Here is a 21,333-nt window from a genome sequence, read left to right on the forward strand (position 1 = left end):
CCGTATCTGGAAAGTCGTGACTGACTGAATCTGAATCAGAGGATGGCGGCGACGCTGGTCAGGCCGACCGTCGAGCCGTTCGAGAGCACGAGGCCCGGCGCACCGTTCTGCATGACGACGCTTTGCACCGTCGCACCCGTGAGCGTGGTGGCCGTGGCCTGCTGACCGTTGATCGTGCCGACCGCGCTGATCGTGTAAGTGCCGTCCGGCAGCGTATTGCCGGCCGTATCGGTCGGCGTCCAGCCCACCGGAATCGTGCCGGCCGACTGCTTGCCCAGGTCGATCGTGTTGACGATCGTGCCCGCCGAGTTCTTCACGACGACCTGCAGATCGCCCACCGAGTTGGCGAGCTGCACGCCGAACGCGCCGGCCTTGCCGCTCGCGACCGACACGGAGCTGCCCGGAGCGAGCACGGTCGAGCCGATCAGCAGCGCCGCTTGCGACTGCTGGCCTGCCGACATCTGCGTGGCGAGCGAGCTGAGCGTCGTGTTCAACTGGCTGATGCCTGAGACCGTGTTGATCTGCGCCAGCTGCGAGGTCATTTGCGAGCTGTCCATCGGATTGGTCGGGTCCTGGTTCTTCAACTGCGCGACGAGCAATTGCAGGAAGGTGTTCTGCAGATCCGTCGCCGACGTGCCCGAGGTGCTGCCCGTCGAGCTCGTGGAACTCGAGGCACTGTTCGTGCCGTTCATCGTATCGAGCAGCGTTTGCGACACGTTCGTGCCGCTGCTGCCGATGGTGGTGTTGGTGGTCAAGGAGCTCTCCTCAGGTTCCGATCGTGAGCGTTTTCAGCATCAGTGTCTTGGCGGTGTTCAGGGTCTCGACGTTGGCCTGGTACGAGCGCGAGGCCGAAATCATGTTGACCATTTCCTGCACCGGATCGACGTTCGGCAACGTGACGTAGCCGTCCGAATTCGCGGCCGGATTGCCGGGGTCGTAGGCGGTCTTCATCGGCGTCGGGTCGTCGACCACGCCGGTGACCTGCACGCCGCCGACCTGCTGGCCGGAAGCCGTGCGCGCGCCGCCGAGCGGGCTGACCGCGAACACGACCTGCTTGGCCTTATAGGGCTGGCCGTCCGGGCCGGTCGTGCTGTCCGCGTTGGCGAGATTCGACGCCGTCACGTTGAGCCGCTGCGACTGCGCGGACATCGCGGAGCCTGCAACACCAAAAATGTTCATCAGGGATGGCATGGTTTCCTGACCTCTCTCCCACCGGGTTGAGCCGGTTTCAAGTTAATTCCCGTAGCGATTGTTCTTGCGTACCGCTGAGTCTGTCGCCGTGGCTTCTTACGAGCCCGACTGGATCGCCGACAGCATCGTTTTGATCTGGCTGGACAACACCGTCATGCCCGATTCGAAGTGCAGCGTGTTATCCGCGAACTGCACCCGCTCCGTGTCGATGTCGACCGTGTTGCCGTCGAGCGCCGGTTGTGTCGGCACGCGGTACTGCAGATTGCCGTAGTCGTCGGACGTGCCGCCGGTTGGCGTCAGCGTCGATTTGCCGGCCATATGGCCCGGCGCGGTCGACGCCATCGACATACCGCTCGTCACGCCCGCGGGCTGCGTCATGGCCAGCGTCGAGTTGTTCGACGCGGCGGTGCCGGCGCTGCCGCCGGCCTTCTTCAGCGCGCCGGCGAGCGACGAGGCGAAGTCGACGTCGCGCGCCTTGTACCCGGGGGTATCGGCGTTGGCGATATTCGACGACAGCAGCTCCTGCCGGTAGGCGCGCACATCGAGCGCTTCACGGCCAAAGGCGAATTCGGCATCGAGTTTGTCCAGCATAAGAATCTCCGGAGAACGTTCCCGAGGCTTCCCATGCGTGCCTCGCGAGAGGACTGCGCCAGGCGGGAAGACCTTTTTGCATGAGGTGCATCTTATGGGCCGAACGCAAGCGGCAATCGGACGAATAACCGGGAAAGGGGGCTTCTATTCAACGTTTGCGCAAAGGGGGCGCTCACTAGAATGCAAGGCGTACCGATGCATTCGATGGAGAAACACGATGGACCAGCCCACCTTCGATCCGACGCACCGCGCAAACCGCGCGGCGGCGCATCGCGTCGGTGCGGGCGCTCACGCCGCACGGCGTGCCGCGCGGGCCGTCTCGCGTCTCCTGACTCGCCTCGCGGTGAGTCTGACGGTGTGGGTCGCCGGCGGCATCGTGCTGCTGCCGGCCAGCGGCCAGGCTCAGGAAGCGGGCGGCCCGATCGTGATTCCCGGACCCGGAGAAAAGAATCCGGCCGCGCTCGCCGATCTGGCCGAGCACATGCAGGCGGCGCCCGCGAAGCGCGCCGGCTCCGCTGCCACGCTGGCCGCCGCCACCGCGCAGTCGCTCACGCCGGGTCCGACGGCTCGCGACGCCGATTCATTCACGCGTGCCGCCAATGCGAGCGGCTCGATCGTCATTCCAGGCGCGGGCGAACCACCGGCCGCGCCGCAAATGATTCGCACCAACTTCAAGCCCGACGCCAACGGTGTCGTGACGATTCCCGCGCCGGGCAGCGCCAATAGGGCGGACGCTGTCGCAAGAGTCAACGTGGTGCCGGGGTCGCGTCAGGTGGTGCCCTTCGTGGTGACGCCCGCACCGCAGTTAAACAGCGCACGGCAAACCGCGGGCGTCCAGCCGGTGGCCGCCAACGCGCCGCTCGCCGCGGCCGCCGGCGCGTCGGCGTCGGCGGTCTTCGACAGCCTGGCTTCACGCGGTGAGCCGCCGCAGTTAGGCGCGAACGGCAAGCCGATCGTGACCAGGGCGGTCGCCGTTCCGGCTGCTGTCCCGGCTGCGCCGGCGATTGCGCGTGCGTCGGCGACGCGGCCTGTCGCACCTGCCGTCGCCCAACAGAATCTGCGTCCCGCGACGCTTGCACAGGCTCTGCCGCTGCCCGGCCAGCAGGATCCGGAAGCGATCCGCAGCGCCGCGCTCGGTTTCCTGCAACAGCAATCCGCCGGCTTGCCCGGCAAGGTCGACATCACCGTGGCGCCGGCGTTTCCGCGCGGTCTCGCGCAATGTTCGACGCTCGAGCCGTTCATGCCGAGCGGCGCGCGTCTGTGGGGCCGCATGACCGTTGGCGTGCGCTGCGCGGGCGAGCGTCCGTGGACCATTTATCTGCAGGCGCGCATCTCGCTGCACGCCACCTACTATCTGGCCGCCCGTGCCATGGCGCCAGGCGAAGTGCTCACTGCCGCCGATCTCGTCGCGCGCGACGGCGACCTGACCGGCTTGCCGCAAGCCATCGTCACGGACCCTTCGCAGGCGGTCGGCTCGGTCACGCTCACGCGGGTCGCCGGCGGCATGCCGCTGCGCCGTGACATGCTGAAAAGCGCGTCGGCGGTGTCGATCGGACAGACGGTGCGGGTTGTCGCGGCGGGCGAAGGTTTCGCGATTTCGGCGGAAGGCAGCGCGATGAACAACGCGTCTCCGGGCCAGCAGGTGCGGGTCAAGACGGCCAACGGCCAGATCATTTCCGGCATCGTGAAAGACGGCTCGACCGTGGAGATTCAGCTGTGAAACGCCGCGACGCGCACGCCGTGCCGGTTCATCGCTCAATGCCCGTTGCGGCTTGCGCGGGCGGCACGACGGACAGCACAGAAATCGGACCCACGAGGGGGTTGGTTCGAGATGTAAGGAAAGGTAACGCCTGGATCGACTGCGCTAAAGTTTTGATCAGCGGTAGCCGTTATAAGGATCAAATCGTTCAGGAAGCCAATCGTGAAAGTCGATTCCACAACCAATTCGAATCTGCCGACGTTGAAAGACGCCCTGTCCCGCTCGCAACAAAGCGATGCGACGACCGCGAACAGCAACGCGCAGAGTGCGGGCACGAGCTCGCCGGCCACCACCAACGGTTCGGGCGACGCCAGCGTCAGCCTGTCGGGTCTGTCGCAGCATCTGCGCAGTCTCGCGGCGTCCGGCTCGGCCGACATCGACACGGCGCACGTCGAGTCGATCAAGCAGGCCATCAAGGACGGCTCGCTGAAGATCGATTCCGGCAAGATCGCCGACGGCGTGCTGAACACCGCGCGCGAACTGTTGCAAAGCAAAACCTCGTCGACCGGCAACTGATCGACGCATCGAAGTACGGTGAAGTGCCGGGCGGCATTCGACAAACCCGGCTCGCGAAGCATGCGCGAGCCGCCGTGTTCAGCGAGTTGTTGAGATGAAAGACGCCCTGCTTGCCACCCTCGTCGAAGAATATTCGGCCGTCGAGGCGTTCGCCTCGATTCTGACGCTCGAGACCAAGGCGCTCACCGCCTTGTCGCCGCTAGAACTGCTGCCGCCGATCGTCGAGCAGAAAACCGAACTGATCGGCGTGCTCGCGAGGCTCGAAACCACGCGTGACGGATTGCTCGCCGAGATGGGCTTTCCCGCCGGCTGGCCCGGCATGGAACTCGCGGCCAGCGCCGACGCGCGCGTCGCCGAACAATGGTCGCTGCTGCAAAAGGCCGCCGAACGCGCGCGACGGAACAACACCAGCAACGGTGAACTGATCCGCGTGCGGATGGACTACAACCAGCGGGCGCTGACGGCGCTGCAAGTGGCCGTGCCGCAGAAAGTCGGTTTTTATGGCCCGGATGGCCGCATTCCGGCGCGTCCCGCCGTTTAAAGATTGTCGCTCGACCCGCATGGCCTGACCCGCGGGTCCGGTCGAAACAGGTGGTTTGCAATCAGCAGTTCGAGGGCTCGTCTTTGACGAGCCCTTTTTGCATTTCAGGCCTCTCCTCTGCGCGTGCCCGACTTCTTCAGCCACGCGTTAGCCATCCGGCCAGGTGGCGCGAATCTCCTGGCCGCGTTGAAATCACTTCTTCCCCTTACTGATTCTCCCCGCCGTCCCAAGCTTTTTTAAGGCTGCCCGGACGCGTATCGGCGGAAAGCTACCCCCTAGCGAGGTTGTGTAATCGTGTGTATGATTCGAGGAGCGCAGTATGAAAAGTGCCGAGGTCGTCAAATTGATTCAAGCGGCTGGTTGGCGGCTGATCCGCATATCGGGCAGCCACCATCATTTCCGTCACGCGGCAAGATCCGGTCTCGTGACCATCCCGCACCCAAAGCAAGATCTTCCGCCCGGCACATTGAACAGCATCCTGAAACAGGCGGGCCTGAAATGAAAAACCTGATTTTCCCGATCGCGATTGAATCGGGCGACGAGGATCACGCGTTCGGCGTTGTCGTGCCCGACATTCCCGGCTGCTACGCCGCGGGCGATACGCTGGAAGAAGCCTACGCGAATGCGAAAGAAGCTATCGAGGCACATCTGGACGTACTGCTCGACGAGGGCTTGCCGATTCCCGCGCGACTCACGCTCCCTGAGCATCAGCGCAATCCCGAGTACACGGGTTTCGCGTGGGGATTCGTCGCCACCCGGAATATTCCCGCCTTGAAGAAGGCGGTGCGTATCAATATCTCACTGCCTGAGGTGCTCGTTCAGGAGATCGACACTTACGCCCAGACACGTGGCATGTCGCGCTCGGCCTTTCTGGCGCTCGCCGCGGAACATGAAATGGCTTAGGTGTGAAGCGGCCGGGGTTCAGTCCCGCCGCTCACCTGGCGAATTGCTCGCGCGTTGAAACACTGAACCCGCGCTTCAGGTTGCCTCGGCGTTCGCCCAAGCCATCTCGCGCAAGCGCGTGCGCAAACGGGCCACGGCCTGGCTGTGCAACTGGCACACTCGCGATTCGCTCACTTCCATCACCGCGCCGATTTCACGCAGGTTCATGCCGCGTTCGTAGTACAGCGACATCAGCAGCTTCTCGCGCTCCGGCAGGCGATCGATCGCCTCCACCAGCGCCGAGCGCAGGCTGTCGTCGAGCAGCGCCGACAGCGGGTCCGAATGATCGACGCAGTAGCGGTCGAGGAACGGCTCGTCGTCCGCCGAGCGGTCGAAGTCTTCGTAATAGATCAGCTGGCTGCCATGCAGATCCTGCAGCATCGACTGATACTCATCGAGCGGCATTTGCAGGTGTTCGGCAATCTCCGTTTCACTCGCTGAGCGGCCCAGATTCTGCTCCACCTTGTGCACCGCCGTTTCCACTTCGCGCGAGGTGCGCCGCAAGCTGCGCGGCAACCAGTCGTTGCTGCGCAATTCGTCGAGCATCGCGCCGCGAATCCGCTGGCTGGCATACGTCTCGAACTGCGCGCCCTGGTCTTCCTTGTAGCGGCTCGCCGCGTCCAGAAGTCCAATCATGCCGGCCTGGATCAGGTCGTCGAGATCGACGCTCGCCGGCATCTTCGCGACGAGCTGCAAGCCGAGGCGACGCACGAGCGGTGCGTACTTGGTCAGAACTTCGGCTTGGGAAATCTTTCCCTGAGCGTTATACATCGTGCTCCCCTTGTCCTTGTGCCGCCTCTCAGGCGTGCTGCGCAGACGGTTGGTCGGCGTGTTGCGCCGCTGTAACTGTCGCAGGCGCCATCCAGGGCGTTTGCGACGACATCGCTGACCGCATCGGCCAGTACTGCAATTCGGCGGCGAGATGCCGGTAGTCGCGCGCAGCCGGTGTCGACGGGAACGCATCGACGACACAACGCGACAACTCCAGGGCTCGCGCCATCCGCGCATCGGCGGCAATACAACCGGCGTCTTCCAGCGCGACCGTCAGGTAGCGCCCGGCCACGCCGGCCAGGTTTGCAAAGGCGGTATGCGCGTCGTTCACGCTCTGCACGTAGTTCACCAGCACCCGGAACTGCGCGATCGCATGTCCGTAGTGCAGGCGCTTCATGCACGCGTACGCGTCGGTGATGGCCTGCGCGGCCATGCGCGTGACGATCATCACGTCGTGCGCCTGTTTCGCGAGCGCCGACAGGTGGCCTTGCGGATCGAGTTGCGCATCGATCAGCACGACGTCGGCGGAGCCGCGCAGCACCACACCTAATTCCGCGGCGGTGTGACCCTCACGGTTCAGCCGCGAGGCGGCCAGTACCGAGAAGCCGAGCGCGTTGCGCGCGGCAGCATCGTCGAGCGTCATCTCGCCGCGCATCACGGCGGCGAAATTGCCTGCGCCGCGTACGCCGCCGAGCATCGCGCTCACCGACTTCTCGCCGAGGCATTCGTCGATCACCAGCACGTCCTTGCCCTGCTGCGCCAGCGCGGCGGCAAGGTTCACCACCGTCGTCGTAGAGCCGGCGCCGGCCGAACCGGCCGTCACCGCAATCACGCGCGAGCCGCTGCGAGCCAGCATCCGCCGCAGTCCTTCAGCCTGATCGGAGATGAGCTTATCCAAAGCGGACCTCGTGCAATTCGGCCGTCGAGCGCGCGGACAACGCGGACAGCAATCCCGGAATGTCGTCGTCGTGCGGCACGAACGGCGAGTTGTCGCGCGGTATGCAGAAGGTGCTCTTGATCAGGAATTTGCGGGTCGCGACGTACAGGTTCTCCGGCACCTTCTGACCGGTCGACACGTAGTGCACCGGCAGCTTGTAGCGGATCACCGTATCGAGCACGCCGCCCAGGTTGGTGGCTTCGTCGAGCTTGGTCAGAATGCAGCCGGCGAGCGGCTGTTGGTCGGGCGCGCGCTGATAGGCCTGCACGACCTCGTTGAGCGTGTCGCCGTGGCTCGTCGCGTTGAGCAGCAACAGGCGCTGCACCGGTTGACCGGCGTGGCACAGCATGGCGATCTGATCGGAGACGAGGCGGTCGCGCTGGCTCATGCCGATCGTGTCGATCAGCACGATGTGCTTGTTGCGCAATTCGGAGAGCGCGAGTTGCAGGTCGGCGCCGTCTTTCACCGCGTGCACCGACACGCCGAGAATCTTGCCGAAGATGCGCAGTTGTTCGTGGCCGCCGATCCGGTAGCTGTCGGTGGTGAGCAATGCGACCTTGCTGGCGCCGAAGCGCATCACGCAGCGTGCGGCGAGCTTGGCGGTCGTCGTGGTCTTGCCGACGCCCGTCGGGCCCATCAGCGCGAATACGCCGCCGCGCTCCATCAGCGCGTCCTCGTCTTCCATCACCGGCAGGTTCGATTCGAGTACCGAGCGCACCCAATCCATGCCGCCTTCCATGCTCTCGATGTCGTCCGGCAGGTTGTCGACCATCATCTGCACGAGCTGCGCGGAAAAACCCGCGGCGAACAGATGCTTGGTGAGCGCGGCGCGCGCCGGGTTGCGGCGCTGACGCTCGCCCCACAGCAGGCCGGCGAAGTGTTCTTCCATCATTCCGCGCATCGACGACAGTTCGCTCATCACGGTGTCGTTGACGACCTGCTCCATGCGCGCCTTGATCGCTTCGGCAACCGAAGCGGGCGTGCGGGCGTCGTCGTGCGAGGACGGCGCCGGTGGGTTTTTCTGCGCGGCGCGGCGCGCGGCGGCTTGCGCGCCTTCGCGGGCCCAGTCGGGCGTATCGACGGCTTGCGGCGCGGCGGCGTTGCCCGGTTCGACGGCGGCGCCGAGGCCCTTGGCCATCGCGGCGGCCGGCGTCATCGCGGCGGGACGCGCGCTGTATTCGCCCTGCTGCTGTTGTTCAGCGGCAATGCGGCGAGCGTGGTCGATCAGCCAGGGATTCGATTCGGCCATCGTGCGCGGCGTCTGCGCGTCGCCAGTCGGCGCCACGGCTGCGGCCGGCACGCCGGCAGCTTTGAGCAGATCGGCGCGGATGTCTTCAGTGAGACGCGAAGCCGCGGCACGAGCGCTCGGCCGCTCGGGGCTGGCCGGTTGCGACGGCGAGCTCGCGGCTGCCTTGACCGGGGCGGCAGGCGACGCTTTCGGCGTGCCCGGCAGCGCGGCCTTCGGCGCGCTCACAGCGGGCTTCATGGCGGCGGGCGGGGCGTCGTTCGAGTCATCGTCGGCGAAGCTGGAATGGGCGGTGGAAGCGCTGATGCCCTGATTCTCCGCACCGGCTTCCGGGCTCGCGCCGAACACCGACGAGAACACGTCGGGCATGCCGCTCGCATACGGATTCGTCTGCATCGTCGATGCGGCCGGCATGGCGCGCGGCGCGGCCAGCGCGGGTTGTCCAGCCATGGCATTCATCGGCCCAGCCTGCGGTGCGCCGGCGCTCACGCGCGGGACTTTCGGCGTGATGGCGGCGAGGTCGCTGTCGGCCAGCGCGACGATCTCGACGCTGCCGTCGTCCATCGTGCGATTGGACAGCACGACGGCATCCGCGCCCAACGCTTCGCGCACGAGACGCAGCGCATCACGACTGGTAGCACCGACAAATTTACGAATGTTCAAGCTGGACCCCCGATGAGGTAAACGGACTAACGGACCGGCAACATACCGCTTCCCATTGAGATCATTATTGCGAAACCCGTCGAGTCACGATCGATGGATAAAGACCGTTAAACGTGGGCAATTCGGGCGATGGAAACGTGCAGCAACTCACGCGCACGACGCTCGCAAGCGTGCCTTTGCCGCGCGCCCGGCAGTGCGTTCGCGGGCAGAGCATGGGCGCGGCCGTCCGCTTTCCGGATAGAGAATCGGGCGCCGAAATGAAAACCGGCGCTCATCGAGCGCCGGCAAGGAACATCGGCCAGAAGCGGCCTTCGGTGAACGATCCGTCTTACCCGTGCGCGCCGATCAGATTCACCACCTTGATATTGCGCGTGTCAGGCACTTCCGCATACGACAGCACCTTCAGCTGCGGCAGGCTGCGGCGCAGGAAGCGCGCGAGCATCGGCCGCAATGCGTGCTGCACCAGCAGCACCGGCGCGAGCCCGAGGTTCTGCTGACGCGTCATCGCCTTCTGGGTTTCGTTCAGCAGCGTGTGTGCGAGCCCCGGTTCGAGCCCCGGATTGGAACCGGTCGAGAGCGCCTGCGACAACACCCGTTCGAGATTCGAATCGAGGCCCATCACTTGCATGTCGCCGGTGCCCGGGAACCACTGCTGCGTGATCGCGCGGCCCAACGCGAGACGCACGGCGGCGGTGAGATCGTGCGCGTCGGTAATCTTCGGCGTGTGCTCGGAGAGCGCTTCGAGGATCGTGCGCATGTCGCGGATCGGCACACCCTCTTCCAGCAGGTTTTGCAGCACTTTTTGCAGCGTGGTGAGCGGCAGCGACTTCGGCACCAGATCGTCGACCAGCGACGGCGTGTCCTTCTGCATCCGCTCGAGCAGTGCCTGCACTTCCCGACGGCCGAGCAGTTCGGATGCATGCGTGACCACGAGGTGATTCAGGTGCGTCGCCACCACCGTGCTCGAATCGACCACCGTGTAGCCGTACACCTGCGCCTGTTCGCGCAGGTTCGTGTCGATCCAGATGGCCGGCAAGCCGAACGCGGGGTCTTGCGTCGGTGTGCCCGGCAGCGCGGCGGACACTTGCCCCGGATTGATCGCCAGCCACTGGCCCGGATACGCTTCGCCAACGCCCACTTCGACGCCCTTCAGGGCGATGCGATAGCCGTTCGGCCGCAATTCCAGGTTGTCGCGAATATGAATGACCGGCGGCAGAAAGCCGATTTCCTGCGCGAACTTCTTGCGGATGCTCTTGATCCGCTTGAGCAGTTCGCCGTCCGAGTTCTTGTCGACGAGCGGAATCAGCCGGTAGCCGACTTCGAGGCCGAGCGTGTCGATCATCGTCACGTCGTCCCAGCTCGCTTCGGTGTTTTCGACCGGCGCCATCGCGGCCGGTGCGACATCCACGAGCGCCGTGGTGTTCTTGCGTTCCTCCGCGCGCTTTTTCATGGTGCGGCCAAGCTGGATCAGACCGCCGCCGAGAATCAGAAACGCGAAGTGCGGCATGCCCGGAATCAGGCCCATCAGCACGAGAATGCAGCCGGTAATCACAAGCACGCGCGGATTTGTGAACAACTGGCCGGTGAGCTGCGTGCCGATGTCTTCGTTGGTCGCCACCCGCGAGACGATCACACCAGCCGCCGTCGAAATCACCAGCGAAGGGATCTGCGCGACGAGGCCGTCACCGATGGTCAGCAGCGTGTAGTTCTTGCCCGCGGACGCGAAGTCCATGCCGTGCTGAACCATCCCGACGATCAGGCCGCCGACGATGTTGATCACCATGATCAGCAAACCGGCGATCGCATCGCCGCGCACGAACTTGCTCGCGCCGTCCATCGAGCCGTAGAACTCGGCTTCCTGCGAGACCTCGGAGCGGCGCTTGCGGGCCTGTTCTTCGTTGATGAGGCCGGCGTTCAGGTCGGCGTCGATCGCCATCTGCTTGCCGGGCATCGCGTCGAGCGTGAAGCGCGCGGACACTTCCGCGATCCGCCCCGCGCCCTTGGTGATCACCATGAAGTTGATCACCATCAGGATGATGAAGACGACGATACCGACCGCGAAGTTGCCACCCACGAGGAAGTGGCCGAACGATTCGATCACCTGACCCGCCGCATCGGGGCCGGTATGGCCTTCGAGCAGCACGACCCGCGTGGACGCCACGTTCAGCGACAGGCGCAGCAAGGTCGAGAACAGCAGCACGCTCGGGAACGCGGCGAAGTCGAGCGGCTTCATCGTGTACATGCTGACGAGCAGCACCATCACGGAAAGCGCGATGTTGAAGGTGAACAGCAGATCCAGCAGGAACGGCGGCAACGGCAGAATCATCATGCCGAGGATCATGCAGATCAGCACCGGCCCGGCGAGGGCGCGCAAATTGGTGCCGCTCAAGGCATCGGGCCGTCGAGCGAGGAAACCGGCGCGAGCGTTCATGCGGAGGCTCCTGAAGCGTCGTCGTTATCTGGGTTGGCAGGGTTGAGCGTGTCGGCGGCTTCCTGATCGGCTTCGTCGTCCGATACGCTGCCTTTGTCGAGTTCCGCGGGCACGTCGAGTTCGGTCGGCGCCATCGGCACGGCGCCGCCTTCGGTTTTGAAGCGCCGCAACTGATACACCCACGCGAGCACTTCGGCGACCGCGCCGTACAGCGGGCCCGGAATCTCGCGGTTCAGCTCGACGTTGTGATACAGCGCCCGCGCGAGCGGCGGCGCTTCCAGCAACGGCACGTTGTTCTCGGCGGCGATCTCACGAATCCGCGCGGCCACCAGGTTCACGCCCTTGGCGACCACCTTCGGCGCACGCATCTCGCCATCGGTGTATTGCAGCGCCACGGCAAAGTGCGTCGGGTTGGTCACCACCACGTCGGCCTTCGGCACGTTGGTCATCATGCGGCGGCGAGCAATCGCGCGCTGCTGCTGGCGAATCCGGCCTTTGACGTGCGGATCGCCTTCGCTTTCGCGGTGTTCGCGCTTCACTTCTTCCTTCGTCATGCGCAGCTTTTTGTGGAACTGCCACAGTTGATACGGCACATCGAGCGCGGCGACGACGAACATGCCCGCTACCGTCATGCCACAGCACACGGCGATCAGATGCGTGCCGTTGGCCAGTGCGAGCTGCAACGGCTGGGTCGCCAGCGCGAGAATCTCGTCACGGCGATTCCAGATCGCGGTCCCGCCGATCACCCCGACCACCAGCGTTTTGACGAGAGACAAGCCGAGCTGGATCGGCCCGTTGATCGAAAACATCTTGCCGAGACCGGCGATCGGATTGAGGCGGTCGAACTTCGGCTCGAGGCCTTTGGCCGACAACTGCCAGCCGCCGAGCGCCATCGGCGCAAGCAACGCGGCCGCGCCGGTGAAGCCGAGAATCGGCAGCAGCGCGTAGAGCCCTTCGCGACTCGCCACGCCCGCGCCGATCATCATGCGGCGGGTTTCGAAAGCGCCGGCATGATCGAACGTGAAGGCCGCGCGCAGCATGCTCTGCAAATGGTCGCCAATGCTGCCCGACATCCCCCACACGCCGAAGAACCCCGCCGCGAGCAGCGCAAACGTGGACAGTTCCCGCGAGCGCACGATCTGCCCTTCCTCGCGCGCCTTCTGCAGGCGCCGGGGAGTGGCTGATTCGGTTTTCTCGAGGTCGCTATCCTCTGCCACAAAAGCTCTCCAGTCGGCTGAGGCACGGCGCCTCTTTCCAGTGAGAGCGATTATTCCCGCTCGACGCAAGCACCGATCGGCGGATAAGGGCGGAGAAAGGGGGGTATTTCGAGGGATGAAAGCGCAGGCACGCCAGTCGGTCCGCCTTGCTGGCAGCGCCGGGGCGGCGCAACGGGACGGCTTCGGGTGGCTCTGGGCGAGCAGTCAGCATGGGGCCGCCCGCAGCGCCCGCTCGCGTTCGGCCCCGACGCCCACGCGAACTCGCGCGGGCGTCGGATGAACCTTCAACCGTTCAGTGCGGAGCCTTGATCAGAAGGCCACGTAAGGCGTCTGGCCGCCATTCGCGGTCTGATCGAGGCCGTAATAGACGTGGCGGCCATAGAAGAACGGCAGACCGAGATCGAAGCTGCTGTTGCCGCCGATCTGTCCGGCGAGGTCGTTGAACGCATAGTTGTTGCCTTTGCCGAACAGCGTGGCTGCGCTCAGAATGCCGATGCTGGCGCTGGCCCGGCTATTGTTCAGTCCGACCAGCGTCACCGAGCGGGTTTGCGCGGACGACGGGCAATAGAAGCCCGCATAGTTGCTGCCGCACAGCGCGAGGGAGCTATCGGCAAAGAAGTAGCCGTTCGAGCCCGAATCGAGGAACGCCTGCACCGTCGTGCCATTGAACACGCTGTTGTTCAGATTGCCGTAGGTGTCGGTGGTGAAGACCTGGGCGCCGGTGAGCGCATTGTTCGACTGCGTACCGATGCCGAACACTAATGTGCCGGTAGCCGAGGGCGCGCCGGTGTCCGGCACCGGCGGCATCTGCACGATCACACCGTTGTTGTCGGTCGGGAAATAGGCGACCGGATTAGCCACCTGTTGGGCGAGCGGCACCGGCGTGCGGGTACAGGAGGCGCCGCCCGGACACGCGAAGTAGTTGCTGTAATTCGCCGCCGTCGACGCGTTCGCGCAGGTCGCGCCGCAATCCGTGGTCGAGTTGCCGATGCCGAGAATGCCGTTGGCGCCGAGATCGCCGACCGTGTTTTGCGGCGAGCCACTGCCACAGCCGGCAGTAGGCACGGTGCTGGAGTCCTTGTCCCCAATGATCTGCAGCGGGATCGCCGCCGTGGTTCTCTCACTGCCGATCGCGATGGTCGCGGTGCGCACGGTGCCCCACGTGAAGCCGTCCGCGAAAGTCGCGCATTCGGCGAGCTGCGCGCCGCTGCCGCTGACGGTGCCGACGGGCAACGCATTGAGCACGGAAGCGTTCAGGGCCGAGCTGACCACGCGCAATCCGAACGAGCCGGTATCGACCTGGATATTGTTGATCGTCTGGCAATTCGAGCTTGAGCCAGGCGCGCAGATGGTCACGCTGACCGTCGGAATATTGACGACCCCACTTACGCCCGGGCCAACTGTGATCGGCACGGTGTTCGCCGCAGTCGCGGCGATCGGTTGCTGGATCGGACTGGCCGGCAGCGAGCCGCCGTTCAGTGTGGTCGACGAATCGCCGGAACTGCCGCCACCGCCGCCGCACGCGACGAGCGCCGATACCAGCGCCAGGGCCGCGACAGCCTGCATCCAACCCTTGAACTTCACAGCAATATGCTTGGTTCGCATGTCTCGTCCTCGCTATTACTGGATGTCGGAACCGCTGACGCCGGCGGGCAACGCCGGGGGCAACCACGCCTGACCGCTGAACGCGCCCATATGGCCGCCGGAGCGCACCACGAGGCTGCTCTGGTCGACCGCGACAGGGCCACGGCCGCCGCCGCGCGACGCGCGTGCGGCCTTCACGCCGGCCACGTACTGCGGGAAATAGGTGCCTAACAGGTCGTTCAGATCCGGCATTTGCGGGCCGTGCCATGCAATGCCGAAGACGGAGCCGTCCGCGGCAAGATACTCGCGAATCACGGTGCCGCTGCCGAGCGTGGTTTCACGCACGGTATAGGACGCGGAGGACGTGGAGGACGTGGAAGCCGAGGTGGAGGAAGCCGCGCTGGACGCGGAGCGCATCACGCTTTGCGCCGCATTGGCGGCGCCGCTACCGGGCTGAATGGTGCGGGACGAGACCGACGCGTCCGAAGGAGGCGTCATGGGGGTGCCGCCCAGTCCCGCATGAGCGGACTGCACGGCGATAAGCGAACAAGGCAAGGCAAGCGCCGTAACGATCCCGGCGCGGCGTACACGACTCCACATGACGAAGCTCCTCCCGATCTGCTGCTCGGCTCGCATCCGCGCGAACCGGCTGCATTTATGCAAATCATACGACACGGCTGCGGTCGCACCGCGAGGAGGTTCCCCACCGTGCCACCGGCCGGAGGCAGCCTCCTCCGGCACGCCGTGGCGCTGCTTGAGGTCGTAGTATGCCTGTGGTTTGTGTCCGCGGGCAGCAAGCACGCGCGAAGGCGTGGCTTGCTATGCGTCATCGTCCTGTCGCGCGACCCGGTGCGGCGGTCCGCGAAGTGCCGTTGCGGTGCGGCGGCTTCGGCAGGTCAGAAGCCGAGGCTGGCCAGCAGATCGTCGACTTGCGACTGGTCCTGCACCACATCCGTTTTGCCTTCCGGATTGATCTGCGGACCGTTCAGCAGATGTTCGGGGCTGCCGGTCGGCGAGACTTCGGCCGCCAGCGCCGCCGCGTTCGCCGCGAACTGCTCGCGCCGTTCGAGCGCGATGTTCTCGACCAGCACGCCGAGCAGTTGCTGCTCGATCAGGTACACGACATCCGTGATCTTCTTGATGACCTGGCCGGTCAAATCCTGGAAGTCCTGCGCCAGCATGATCTCCATCAACTGCGCGTTGGTCGCGCTCGCCGCCTCGGGCACGCCGCGCAGGAAGGTTCGCGTGTCGTCCATCAGCGCGCGCACTTCCTCGCGCTCGATCGGCGCCGCGTACCACTGCTCCCAACGCGCATCGAGTTTGCCCGCGTCGTCCTTCAACTGTTCCTGGAGCGGCTTGGCGATGTCGATCGCGGACAGCACGCGCTCGGCGGCCTGCTCCGTCATATCCGCGATGTACTTCAGACGGTCGCGAGCATCGGGCACGGCTTCCGCCGCACGTTCGACATGCTTGTCGAGCCCAAGCTCGCGCATCGAGTCGCGCAGCGTGCGCGTCAGTTGTCCGATACGGGCGAGGATACGGTCGGACGCGAAGTCGCCGCTCTCGTTGACCGCTTCGGCGCCTTGCGCGTTGGTCGGCAGATTCACATCAGCTCCCGGCTTTGGCCATCTTCTCGAGAATCTTGTTGAGCTTCTCGTCGAGCGTCGCGGCCGTGAACGGCTTGACGACATAACCACTCGCGCCGGCCTGAGCCGCCGCGATGATGTTTTCCTTCTTCGACTCAGCCGTCACCATCAGCACCGGCAGGTGCGTCAGGTTGGCGTCGGCGCGGATTTCCTTGAGCATGGCCAGACCGTCCAGGTTAGGCATGTTCCAGTCGGAGATCACGAAGTCGTACGTGCCTCCGCGCAGACGCGCGAGACCGGCCTGACCATCTTCGGCTTCGTCGACGTTCGAGTAGCCGAGCTCTTTGAGCAGGTTGCGGACGATCCGGCGCATCGTCGGAAAGTCGTCAACCACCAGAATCTTCATTCCCTTATCCATTTCATTCCCTTTGCTTTTTCCATGGTGCGGCGCCTGACTGCCTCAAACCGCGTCTCAAATCCTGCTGGCGCGCATCATACCCGCTGAACGCGATCGCCCATCGACGACAGACGCGCCATCACACGCCGGCTCATTTCCGGCAACGACGCGATCTCGTCGGCCGCGCCGAGCGCAATCGCTTCACGCGGCATGCCGAACACGATACAGCTCGCTTCGTCCTGCGCAAGGGTATACGCCCCTGCTTTTTTCATGTCCAGCAGTCCGGCGGCGCCGTCGCGCCCCATCCCGGTCAGAATCACCCCGACCGCGTTCTTGCCCGCGTGCTGCGCGGCCGAACGGAACAGCACATCCACTGACGGACGATGCCGGTTCACCGGCGGTTCGTCCGAAAGGTGAGCAATATAGTTCGCGCCACTGCGAGCAAGCAACAGGTGAGCGTGGCCAGGCGCGATATACGCATGTCCCGGCAGTACACGTTCGCCGTGCTCTGCCTCTTTAACGGTAATCCGGCACAAACCATTGAGGCGTTGCGCAAAAGATTTTGTGAAGCCCGGCGGCATATGCTGCGCGATCAGCACGGCGGGCGCGTCCGGCGGCAGCGGCACGAGCACTTCGCGGATCGCTTCGGTGCCGCCCGTCGATGCGCCGACGATGATCAGCTTCTCGGTACTGAGCAGCGGATTGTTGAAGAGCGGCGCGGCGCCGACCGGCGCATGCGCGGCATGCGTGGCCGCGTGCTGCACCGGCGCGGCCTGTCGCACGCGCGCGCGGGCCGCCGCGCGAATCTTGTCGGCGAGCTTTTCGGAATAGTCGAGCATGCCGTCGCGAATGCCGACCTTCGGCTTGGTGACGAAGTCGACCGCGCCGAGTTCCAGCGCGCGCAGCGTGATTTCGTTGCCGCGCTCGGTCAGCGACGACACCATCACGACCGGCATCGGCCGCAGGCGCATCAGCTTCTCGAGGAAATCGAGGCCGTCCATGCGCGGCATTTCGACGTCGAGCGTCAGCACGTCCGGGTTGTGCTGCTTGATGAGCTCGCGCGCGACCAGCGGGTCGGGTGCGGTCGCCACCACCGTCATGTCCGGCTGGCCGTTGATGATTTCCGTCATCAGGCTGCGGATCAGTGCCGAATCGTCGACGCACAGTACTTTGATCTTTTGCACAGCGCTCACGCCTCCTCTGTAGTTCTGGCGTTGTTTGAGTTAATCGGGCGCGGCGTGGTCCCGAACAGCTCGACCTTCGGGCGGCCTGCTGCGGGCGTCGAAAACAGCTCGACTTTGGGTTTCGACGCGGCCGGCGTCGAGAACAATTCCACCCGCTTGCGCGCCGCGGCGAGCCGCTCGGCGCGCGCTTGCGCGCTTTGCCGCATCAGCGCCTGTTCGCGCTCGGCCACGCCCGCTTCCTGCTGCAGGCGCAACTTCTTCACCATCACCTGGCCGGTGCGCGGCATGAACGCCACCTTGCGCGGGTGCGAGCCCTGCAAGTCCTCGGCGACGATGCGGATCTTTTCGAGCGCCAGATAGCGGCGCACGAACTCCGAATTGCGGTCGCCGATGTTCATCGTCGTCATGCCCGCGAGCACCGCGCCGCCGCCGAACACCTTGGCTTCGAAGCGCTCGCGCCGGCCGCCGGCCTTGATGAGTTCGTTGATCAGCACTTCCATCGCGTACGCACCGTAGCGCATCGAATCCGATGCGGGCTGGCCGACGTCCGCGCCGTCGTCGGGCAGCATGAAGTGATTCATGCCACCGATACCCGCCGTGCGATCCTGAATGCAGGCCGCCACGCACGAGCCCAGCACGGTGACCAGCACCATGTCTTCGTGGGTGGTGTAAAACTCGTTGGGCAACAGCTTCACGCCGGGGCGCTGGAAGTGGTTGTCGTAATACAGATTGGTCGCGATCGGCAGGGCGCTGCTCATACCGTCACCCCGCTCGTCGTGTGGCGCGCCGCGGTTGCGCTCGTGCGTGCCGCCGTCCGCTCGCCGGCGGCGTCGCGCGTCAGTTCGTAGACGGTCTGGCCGCGCAGCTTGAACGCTTGCGTGACGTACGTGAAGTTTTCCGAATGACCGGCGAACAACAGCCCGCCCGGCTTCACCAGCGGCTCGAAGCGTGCGAGCACTTGCGCTTGAGTCGGCTTGTCGAAATAGATCATCACGTTGCGGCAGAAGATCGCGTCGAATTGCGAGCGCAACTGGTAATCGCGGTCGGTCAGGTTCAGCTGCTGGAAGCGCACCAGCGCGCGCACTTCCGGACGCACCTTGACCATGCCGGCATGCGCGCCGGTGCCCTTCAGGAAGAAGCGTTTGAGCCGCTCGGGCGACAGGTGCTTCACCTGGTCGAACTGGTACATGCCGGCTTCGGCCTTGGCCAGCACCTGCGTGTCGATATCGGTAGCGAGCACGGAGGCCTGGCGCGCGCCGCTCTCGCCGAGCGCTTCGATTAGCGTCATCGCGATCGAGTACGGCTCCTCGCCGGTCGAAGCCGCCGAGCACCACACCGAAACCGGCTGCGCGCGGCGCGGCACGAACTCGGCGAGGATCGGAAAGTGGTGCGCTTCGCGAAAGAAGGCCGTCAGATTGGTGGTCAACGCATTGGTGAACGCTTCCCACTCGGCCGGATCATTCTCCGCTTCCAGCAGATCGAGATACTGCTTGAACGTGTCGAGGCCGCGGGTGCGCAGACGGCGCGCCAGCCGGCTGTACGCCATATCGCGCTTGTGATCCGACAGCGAGATGCCCGCGCTGCTGTGAATCAGTTCGCGAATACGGGCGAAATCCGCCGACGTGAACTCGAAGTCCCTTCCCTGTTCGCCGGACCTAACCGGCTCCGCCCGTTCGGGACGGTGCTGTGCGCGCGTTGCCATCATGAAGATTCCTGCCTGCGATACGAGCCATCCCGCTTTCCGCCCAGGCCGTTTGCCTGAGAAGAAGGGATTGTGTTCGCGGGGTCGCGCCCGCCCGCGAGTTCTGGCAACACGCAGTCGGCCCGCGACACGCTGCTAAAGCGTGCTTCGATGATTCGCCCCTCATGGAGCGAGATGTCGAATGACTGCATGTCTTTGTGCCACTTCCTAGAATGTTTCCCAGTCCGCGTCCGAGCTTGCCGTGGCCGCGCTGACGGCGGCCGGACGTGCTGCGGATTCGGATGGCGCACGGGCCGGCTTCGGCTTGAGCGCCGGTTCGACGCGTGCCGAGCCTGCATCGTGATTGACCGACGCCTGCGCGGTGTTCGTTGCCGCCGTAGCCGCAACCGGATGCGCTGCGCCGTGCGCGGACGTCTGCGGCGCGGCTTTGGCGGCCGGCTTGCTCTTGCTGCCGGTGACGCGAGGCTGCGCCGTGTGCGGACGTACCGCTGCGCTGCCGCGCACCGCCGGGCCGCCGGCCACTTTCCAGCCGTTCACCACCGCCTGCAATTGGCGCGTCTGATCTTCGAGCGAAGCAGCCGCGGCCGCCGCCTGTTCGACCAGCGCCGCGTTCTGCTGCGTGACTTCGTCCATCTGCACGACCGCGCGATTCACCTGTTCGATGCCGCCCGATTGCTCCTCGGACGCCGCGCTGATTTCACCCATGATGTCGGTCACACGGCGCACGGCCTGCACGATCTCATCCATCGTGGTGCCCGCGCGGCCGACCAGCGCCGAGCCGCTTTGCACCTTGTCGACCGAGTCGCCGATCAGTTCCTTGATTTCCTTCGCGGCACTGGCGCTGCGCTGCGCGAGGCTGCGCACTTCGCCGGCCACCACGGCAAAGCCGCGGCCCTGTTCGCCGGCACGCGCCGCTTCGACTGCCGCGTTCAACGCGAGAATATTGGTCTGGAAGGCAATACCTTCGATCACGCCGATGATGTCGACGACCTTGTTCGAGCTGCTCGCGATATCCTGCATGGTCGTGACGACCTGGCTCACCACGTCGCCGCCGCGCGTGGCGATATCGGACGCGTTGACCGCCAGCTGGCTCGCCTGACGCGCGTTCTCGGCGTTCTGCCGCACGGTGCCGGTCAATTGCTCCATGCTCGACGCGGTTTCCTGCAACGAGGCAGCCTGCTGTTCGGTGCGCTGTGAGAGATCGGTGTTGCCCATCGCAATTTCGCGGGCGCCGGTGTCGATCGATTCCGTGCTGCTGTGAACCGCTTTCACCATCGTCGACATGCTGTCCTGCATGCGCTTGATGCCCGCGAACAACCGCCCGATTTCATTGCTGCTGAATACGTTGATCGTCTCGGACAGATCGCCCGAAGCAATGCGCTCGAAGCACGCCGTCGCGTCGGCGAGCGGCTGCACGATCAGGCCGCGCAGCGCGAAACGGATACCCACCACCATCAGCAGCGCGAGCGCGGTGATGGCGATGATCAGCGTGGTCATCAGCGAGATGTTCGATTGCGCGCTCGCCTGCTGATCCACGGCGCTTTGCTGCAAGCCCTTGATGACCGCCGCCGCCGCCGCGTCATAAGCGATGAACATCGGGCTGATTTTCGTATCGGCAATCGCGTGGTAGGCGGCCATGTCGTTCGCATTCAACGCCGCGAACTCCGGGTCGACGCCTTCGCGCATCACGCTCATGCGCTTGGCGATAACGTCGTCGAGCAGCGCCTGATCGACGCCGGGCTTCGGTGCGTCGAGATAGCTCTGCCAGCTTTGGTTGCCCTTGGTCAGCAACTCCTGCGCCCGTTCGATCGCTTTCTTCGCTTCGTCCGCGTTGCCCGCGGCGGACAATGTGTTGAAGCGGTCGACCGCGAGGCGCGAGCGCAGCAGATACGCCGAGGCATCGTCGAGCGCGTGAATGGCGACCAGATCGCCGCGCGCAATGCGGTCGAGCGATTGACTCGCGCGATTCAACGCGCTCAGCCCAAGTACGCCGACCGTTACGGTCAGCGCGACCAGAATGATCCCCACCATCGTCAACGACGTGCGAATCGACCACCTGCTCAACATTTCGATGC

21 protein-coding genes are annotated in these 21,333 nt (G+C 65.1%); 5 read left to right on the forward strand and 16 right to left on the reverse strand.

All coding sequences use genetic code 11. The features are described from left to right. Positions 1 to 35: 35 nt before the first annotated feature. The 3 genes from P0D68_RS19910 to flgB form a co-directional block, all read right to left on the reverse strand. Positions 36 to 755 (reverse strand): flagellar hook assembly protein FlgD, encoded by a 720-nt coding sequence (locus P0D68_RS19910; protein ID WP_091798051.1) that lies wholly within the window; start codon positions 753 to 755, stop codon positions 36 to 38. A 10-nt stretch (positions 756 to 765) separates the two neighbouring features. Then, a complete protein-coding gene (flgC, locus tag P0D68_RS19915) occupies positions 766 to 1,191 on the reverse strand; it encodes a flagellar basal body rod protein FlgC (RefSeq protein ID WP_012434707.1) in 426 nt (141 codons plus the stop codon). Between the two features lie 96 nt (positions 1,192 to 1,287). Beyond that, on the reverse strand, positions 1,288 to 1,782 hold the full coding sequence (flgB, locus tag P0D68_RS19920; protein WP_091798048.1) for a flagellar basal body rod protein FlgB: 495 nt from the start codon (positions 1,780 to 1,782) through the stop codon (positions 1,288 to 1,290). A 217-nt stretch (positions 1,783 to 1,999) separates the two neighbouring features. On the opposite strand from flgB, the gene flgA reads away from it, so the two are divergent. The 5 genes from flgA (at position 2,000) to P0D68_RS19945 (ending at position 5,501) form a co-directional block, all read left to right on the forward strand. Next, positions 2,000 to 3,502: a flagellar basal body P-ring formation chaperone FlgA gene (flgA, locus tag P0D68_RS19925; protein ID WP_408299842.1), complete on the forward strand. Its 1,503-nt coding sequence runs from the start codon at positions 2,000 to 2,002 to the stop codon at positions 3,500 to 3,502. Between the two features lie 201 nt (positions 3,503 to 3,703). Next, positions 3,704 to 4,057 (forward strand): flagellar biosynthesis anti-sigma factor FlgM, encoded by a 354-nt coding sequence (gene flgM, locus P0D68_RS19930; RefSeq protein WP_408299840.1) that lies wholly within the window; start codon positions 3,704 to 3,706, stop codon positions 4,055 to 4,057. 94 nt (positions 4,058 to 4,151) lie between these two features. Further along, the gene (locus P0D68_RS19935; protein ID WP_091798039.1) at positions 4,152 to 4,598 is read left to right on the forward strand and encodes a flagella synthesis protein FlgN; all 447 of its coding nucleotides are present in this window, start codon (positions 4,152 to 4,154) and stop codon (positions 4,596 to 4,598) included. Between the two features lie 319 nt (positions 4,599 to 4,917). Beyond that, positions 4,918 to 5,100 carry a type II toxin-antitoxin system HicA family toxin gene (locus P0D68_RS19940; protein WP_408181601.1) on the forward strand — a complete coding sequence of 61 codons (183 nt, stop codon included), beginning with the start codon at positions 4,918 to 4,920 and terminating at the stop codon, positions 5,098 to 5,100. Continuing rightward, positions 5,097 to 5,501 carry a type II toxin-antitoxin system HicB family antitoxin gene (locus P0D68_RS19945; RefSeq protein WP_091798033.1) on the forward strand — a complete coding sequence of 135 codons (405 nt, stop codon included), beginning with the start codon at positions 5,097 to 5,099 and terminating at the stop codon, positions 5,499 to 5,501. The genes P0D68_RS19940 and P0D68_RS19945 overlap by 4 nt, the downstream gene beginning before the upstream one ends. Before the next feature lie 75 nt (positions 5,502 to 5,576). On the opposite strand, the gene P0D68_RS19950 is transcribed toward P0D68_RS19945, so the two are convergent. The 13 genes from P0D68_RS19950 to P0D68_RS20010 form a co-directional block, all read right to left on the reverse strand. Further along, positions 5,577 to 6,311, reverse strand: a complete 735-nt coding sequence (locus P0D68_RS19950) for an RNA polymerase sigma factor FliA (RefSeq protein WP_091798030.1) — start codon at positions 6,309 to 6,311, stop codon at positions 5,577 to 5,579. A 28-nt stretch (positions 6,312 to 6,339) separates the two neighbouring features. Further along, positions 6,340 to 7,209, reverse strand: coding sequence for a nucleotide-binding protein (locus P0D68_RS19955; protein ID WP_091798026.1), 870 nt, complete (start codon positions 7,207 to 7,209; stop codon positions 6,340 to 6,342). After that, entirely contained in the window at positions 7,202 to 9,157 is a 1,956-nt protein-coding gene (gene flhF, locus P0D68_RS19960) for a flagellar biosynthesis GTPase FlhF (protein ID WP_408299836.1), read from the reverse strand. Before flhF ends, P0D68_RS19955 begins: the two co-directional genes overlap by 8 nt. Before the next feature lie 328 nt (positions 9,158 to 9,485). Beyond that, entirely contained in the window at positions 9,486 to 11,588 is a 2,103-nt protein-coding gene (gene flhA, locus P0D68_RS19965) for a flagellar biosynthesis protein FlhA (protein ID WP_091798019.1), read from the reverse strand. Further along, a complete protein-coding gene (gene flhB / locus P0D68_RS19970; RefSeq protein WP_408299834.1) occupies positions 11,585 to 12,805 on the reverse strand; it encodes a flagellar biosynthesis protein FlhB in 1,221 nt (406 codons plus the stop codon). Before flhB ends, flhA begins: the two co-directional genes overlap by 4 nt. 309 nt (positions 12,806 to 13,114) lie before the next feature. After that, positions 13,115 to 14,410, reverse strand: a complete 1,296-nt coding sequence (locus P0D68_RS19975) for a DUF3443 domain-containing protein (RefSeq protein WP_408299832.1) — start codon at positions 14,408 to 14,410, stop codon at positions 13,115 to 13,117. 15 nt (positions 14,411 to 14,425) lie between these two features. Next, entirely contained in the window at positions 14,426 to 14,989 is a 564-nt protein-coding gene (locus P0D68_RS19980; protein ID WP_408299830.1) for a DUF2844 domain-containing protein, read from the reverse strand. Positions 14,990 to 15,285: 296 nt separating this feature from the next. After that, entirely contained in the window at positions 15,286 to 15,996 is a 711-nt protein-coding gene (cheZ, locus tag P0D68_RS19985) for a protein phosphatase CheZ (RefSeq protein ID WP_408181612.1), read from the reverse strand. Position 15,997: 1 nt separating this feature from the next. Continuing rightward, positions 15,998 to 16,393, reverse strand: coding sequence for a chemotaxis response regulator CheY (gene cheY / locus P0D68_RS19990; RefSeq protein WP_007179968.1), 396 nt, complete (start codon positions 16,391 to 16,393; stop codon positions 15,998 to 16,000). Between the two features lie 74 nt (positions 16,394 to 16,467). Continuing rightward, positions 16,468 to 17,556 carry a protein-glutamate methylesterase/protein-glutamine glutaminase gene (locus P0D68_RS19995; protein ID WP_408181615.1) on the reverse strand — a complete coding sequence of 363 codons (1,089 nt, stop codon included), beginning with the start codon at positions 17,554 to 17,556 and terminating at the stop codon, positions 16,468 to 16,470. A gap of 5 nt (positions 17,557 to 17,561) precedes the next feature. Beyond that, entirely contained in the window at positions 17,562 to 18,314 is a 753-nt protein-coding gene (cheD, locus tag P0D68_RS20000; protein ID WP_091798001.1) for a chemoreceptor glutamine deamidase CheD, read from the reverse strand. After that, the gene (locus P0D68_RS20005) at positions 18,311 to 19,261 is read right to left on the reverse strand and encodes a CheR family methyltransferase (protein WP_091797998.1); all 951 of its coding nucleotides are present in this window, start codon (positions 19,259 to 19,261) and stop codon (positions 18,311 to 18,313) included. The genes cheD and P0D68_RS20005 overlap by 4 nt, the downstream gene beginning before the upstream one ends. Before the next feature lie 204 nt (positions 19,262 to 19,465). Then, entirely contained in the window at positions 19,466 to 21,325 is a 1,860-nt protein-coding gene (locus P0D68_RS20010) for a methyl-accepting chemotaxis protein (RefSeq protein WP_408299827.1), read from the reverse strand. Positions 21,326 to 21,333: the final 8 nt, after the last annotated feature.

This window comes from Paraburkholderia sp. RL17-380-BIE-A (assembly GCF_046028085.1).
In the GTDB taxonomy this organism is placed as follows: Bacteria; Pseudomonadota; Gammaproteobacteria; order Burkholderiales; family Burkholderiaceae; genus Paraburkholderia.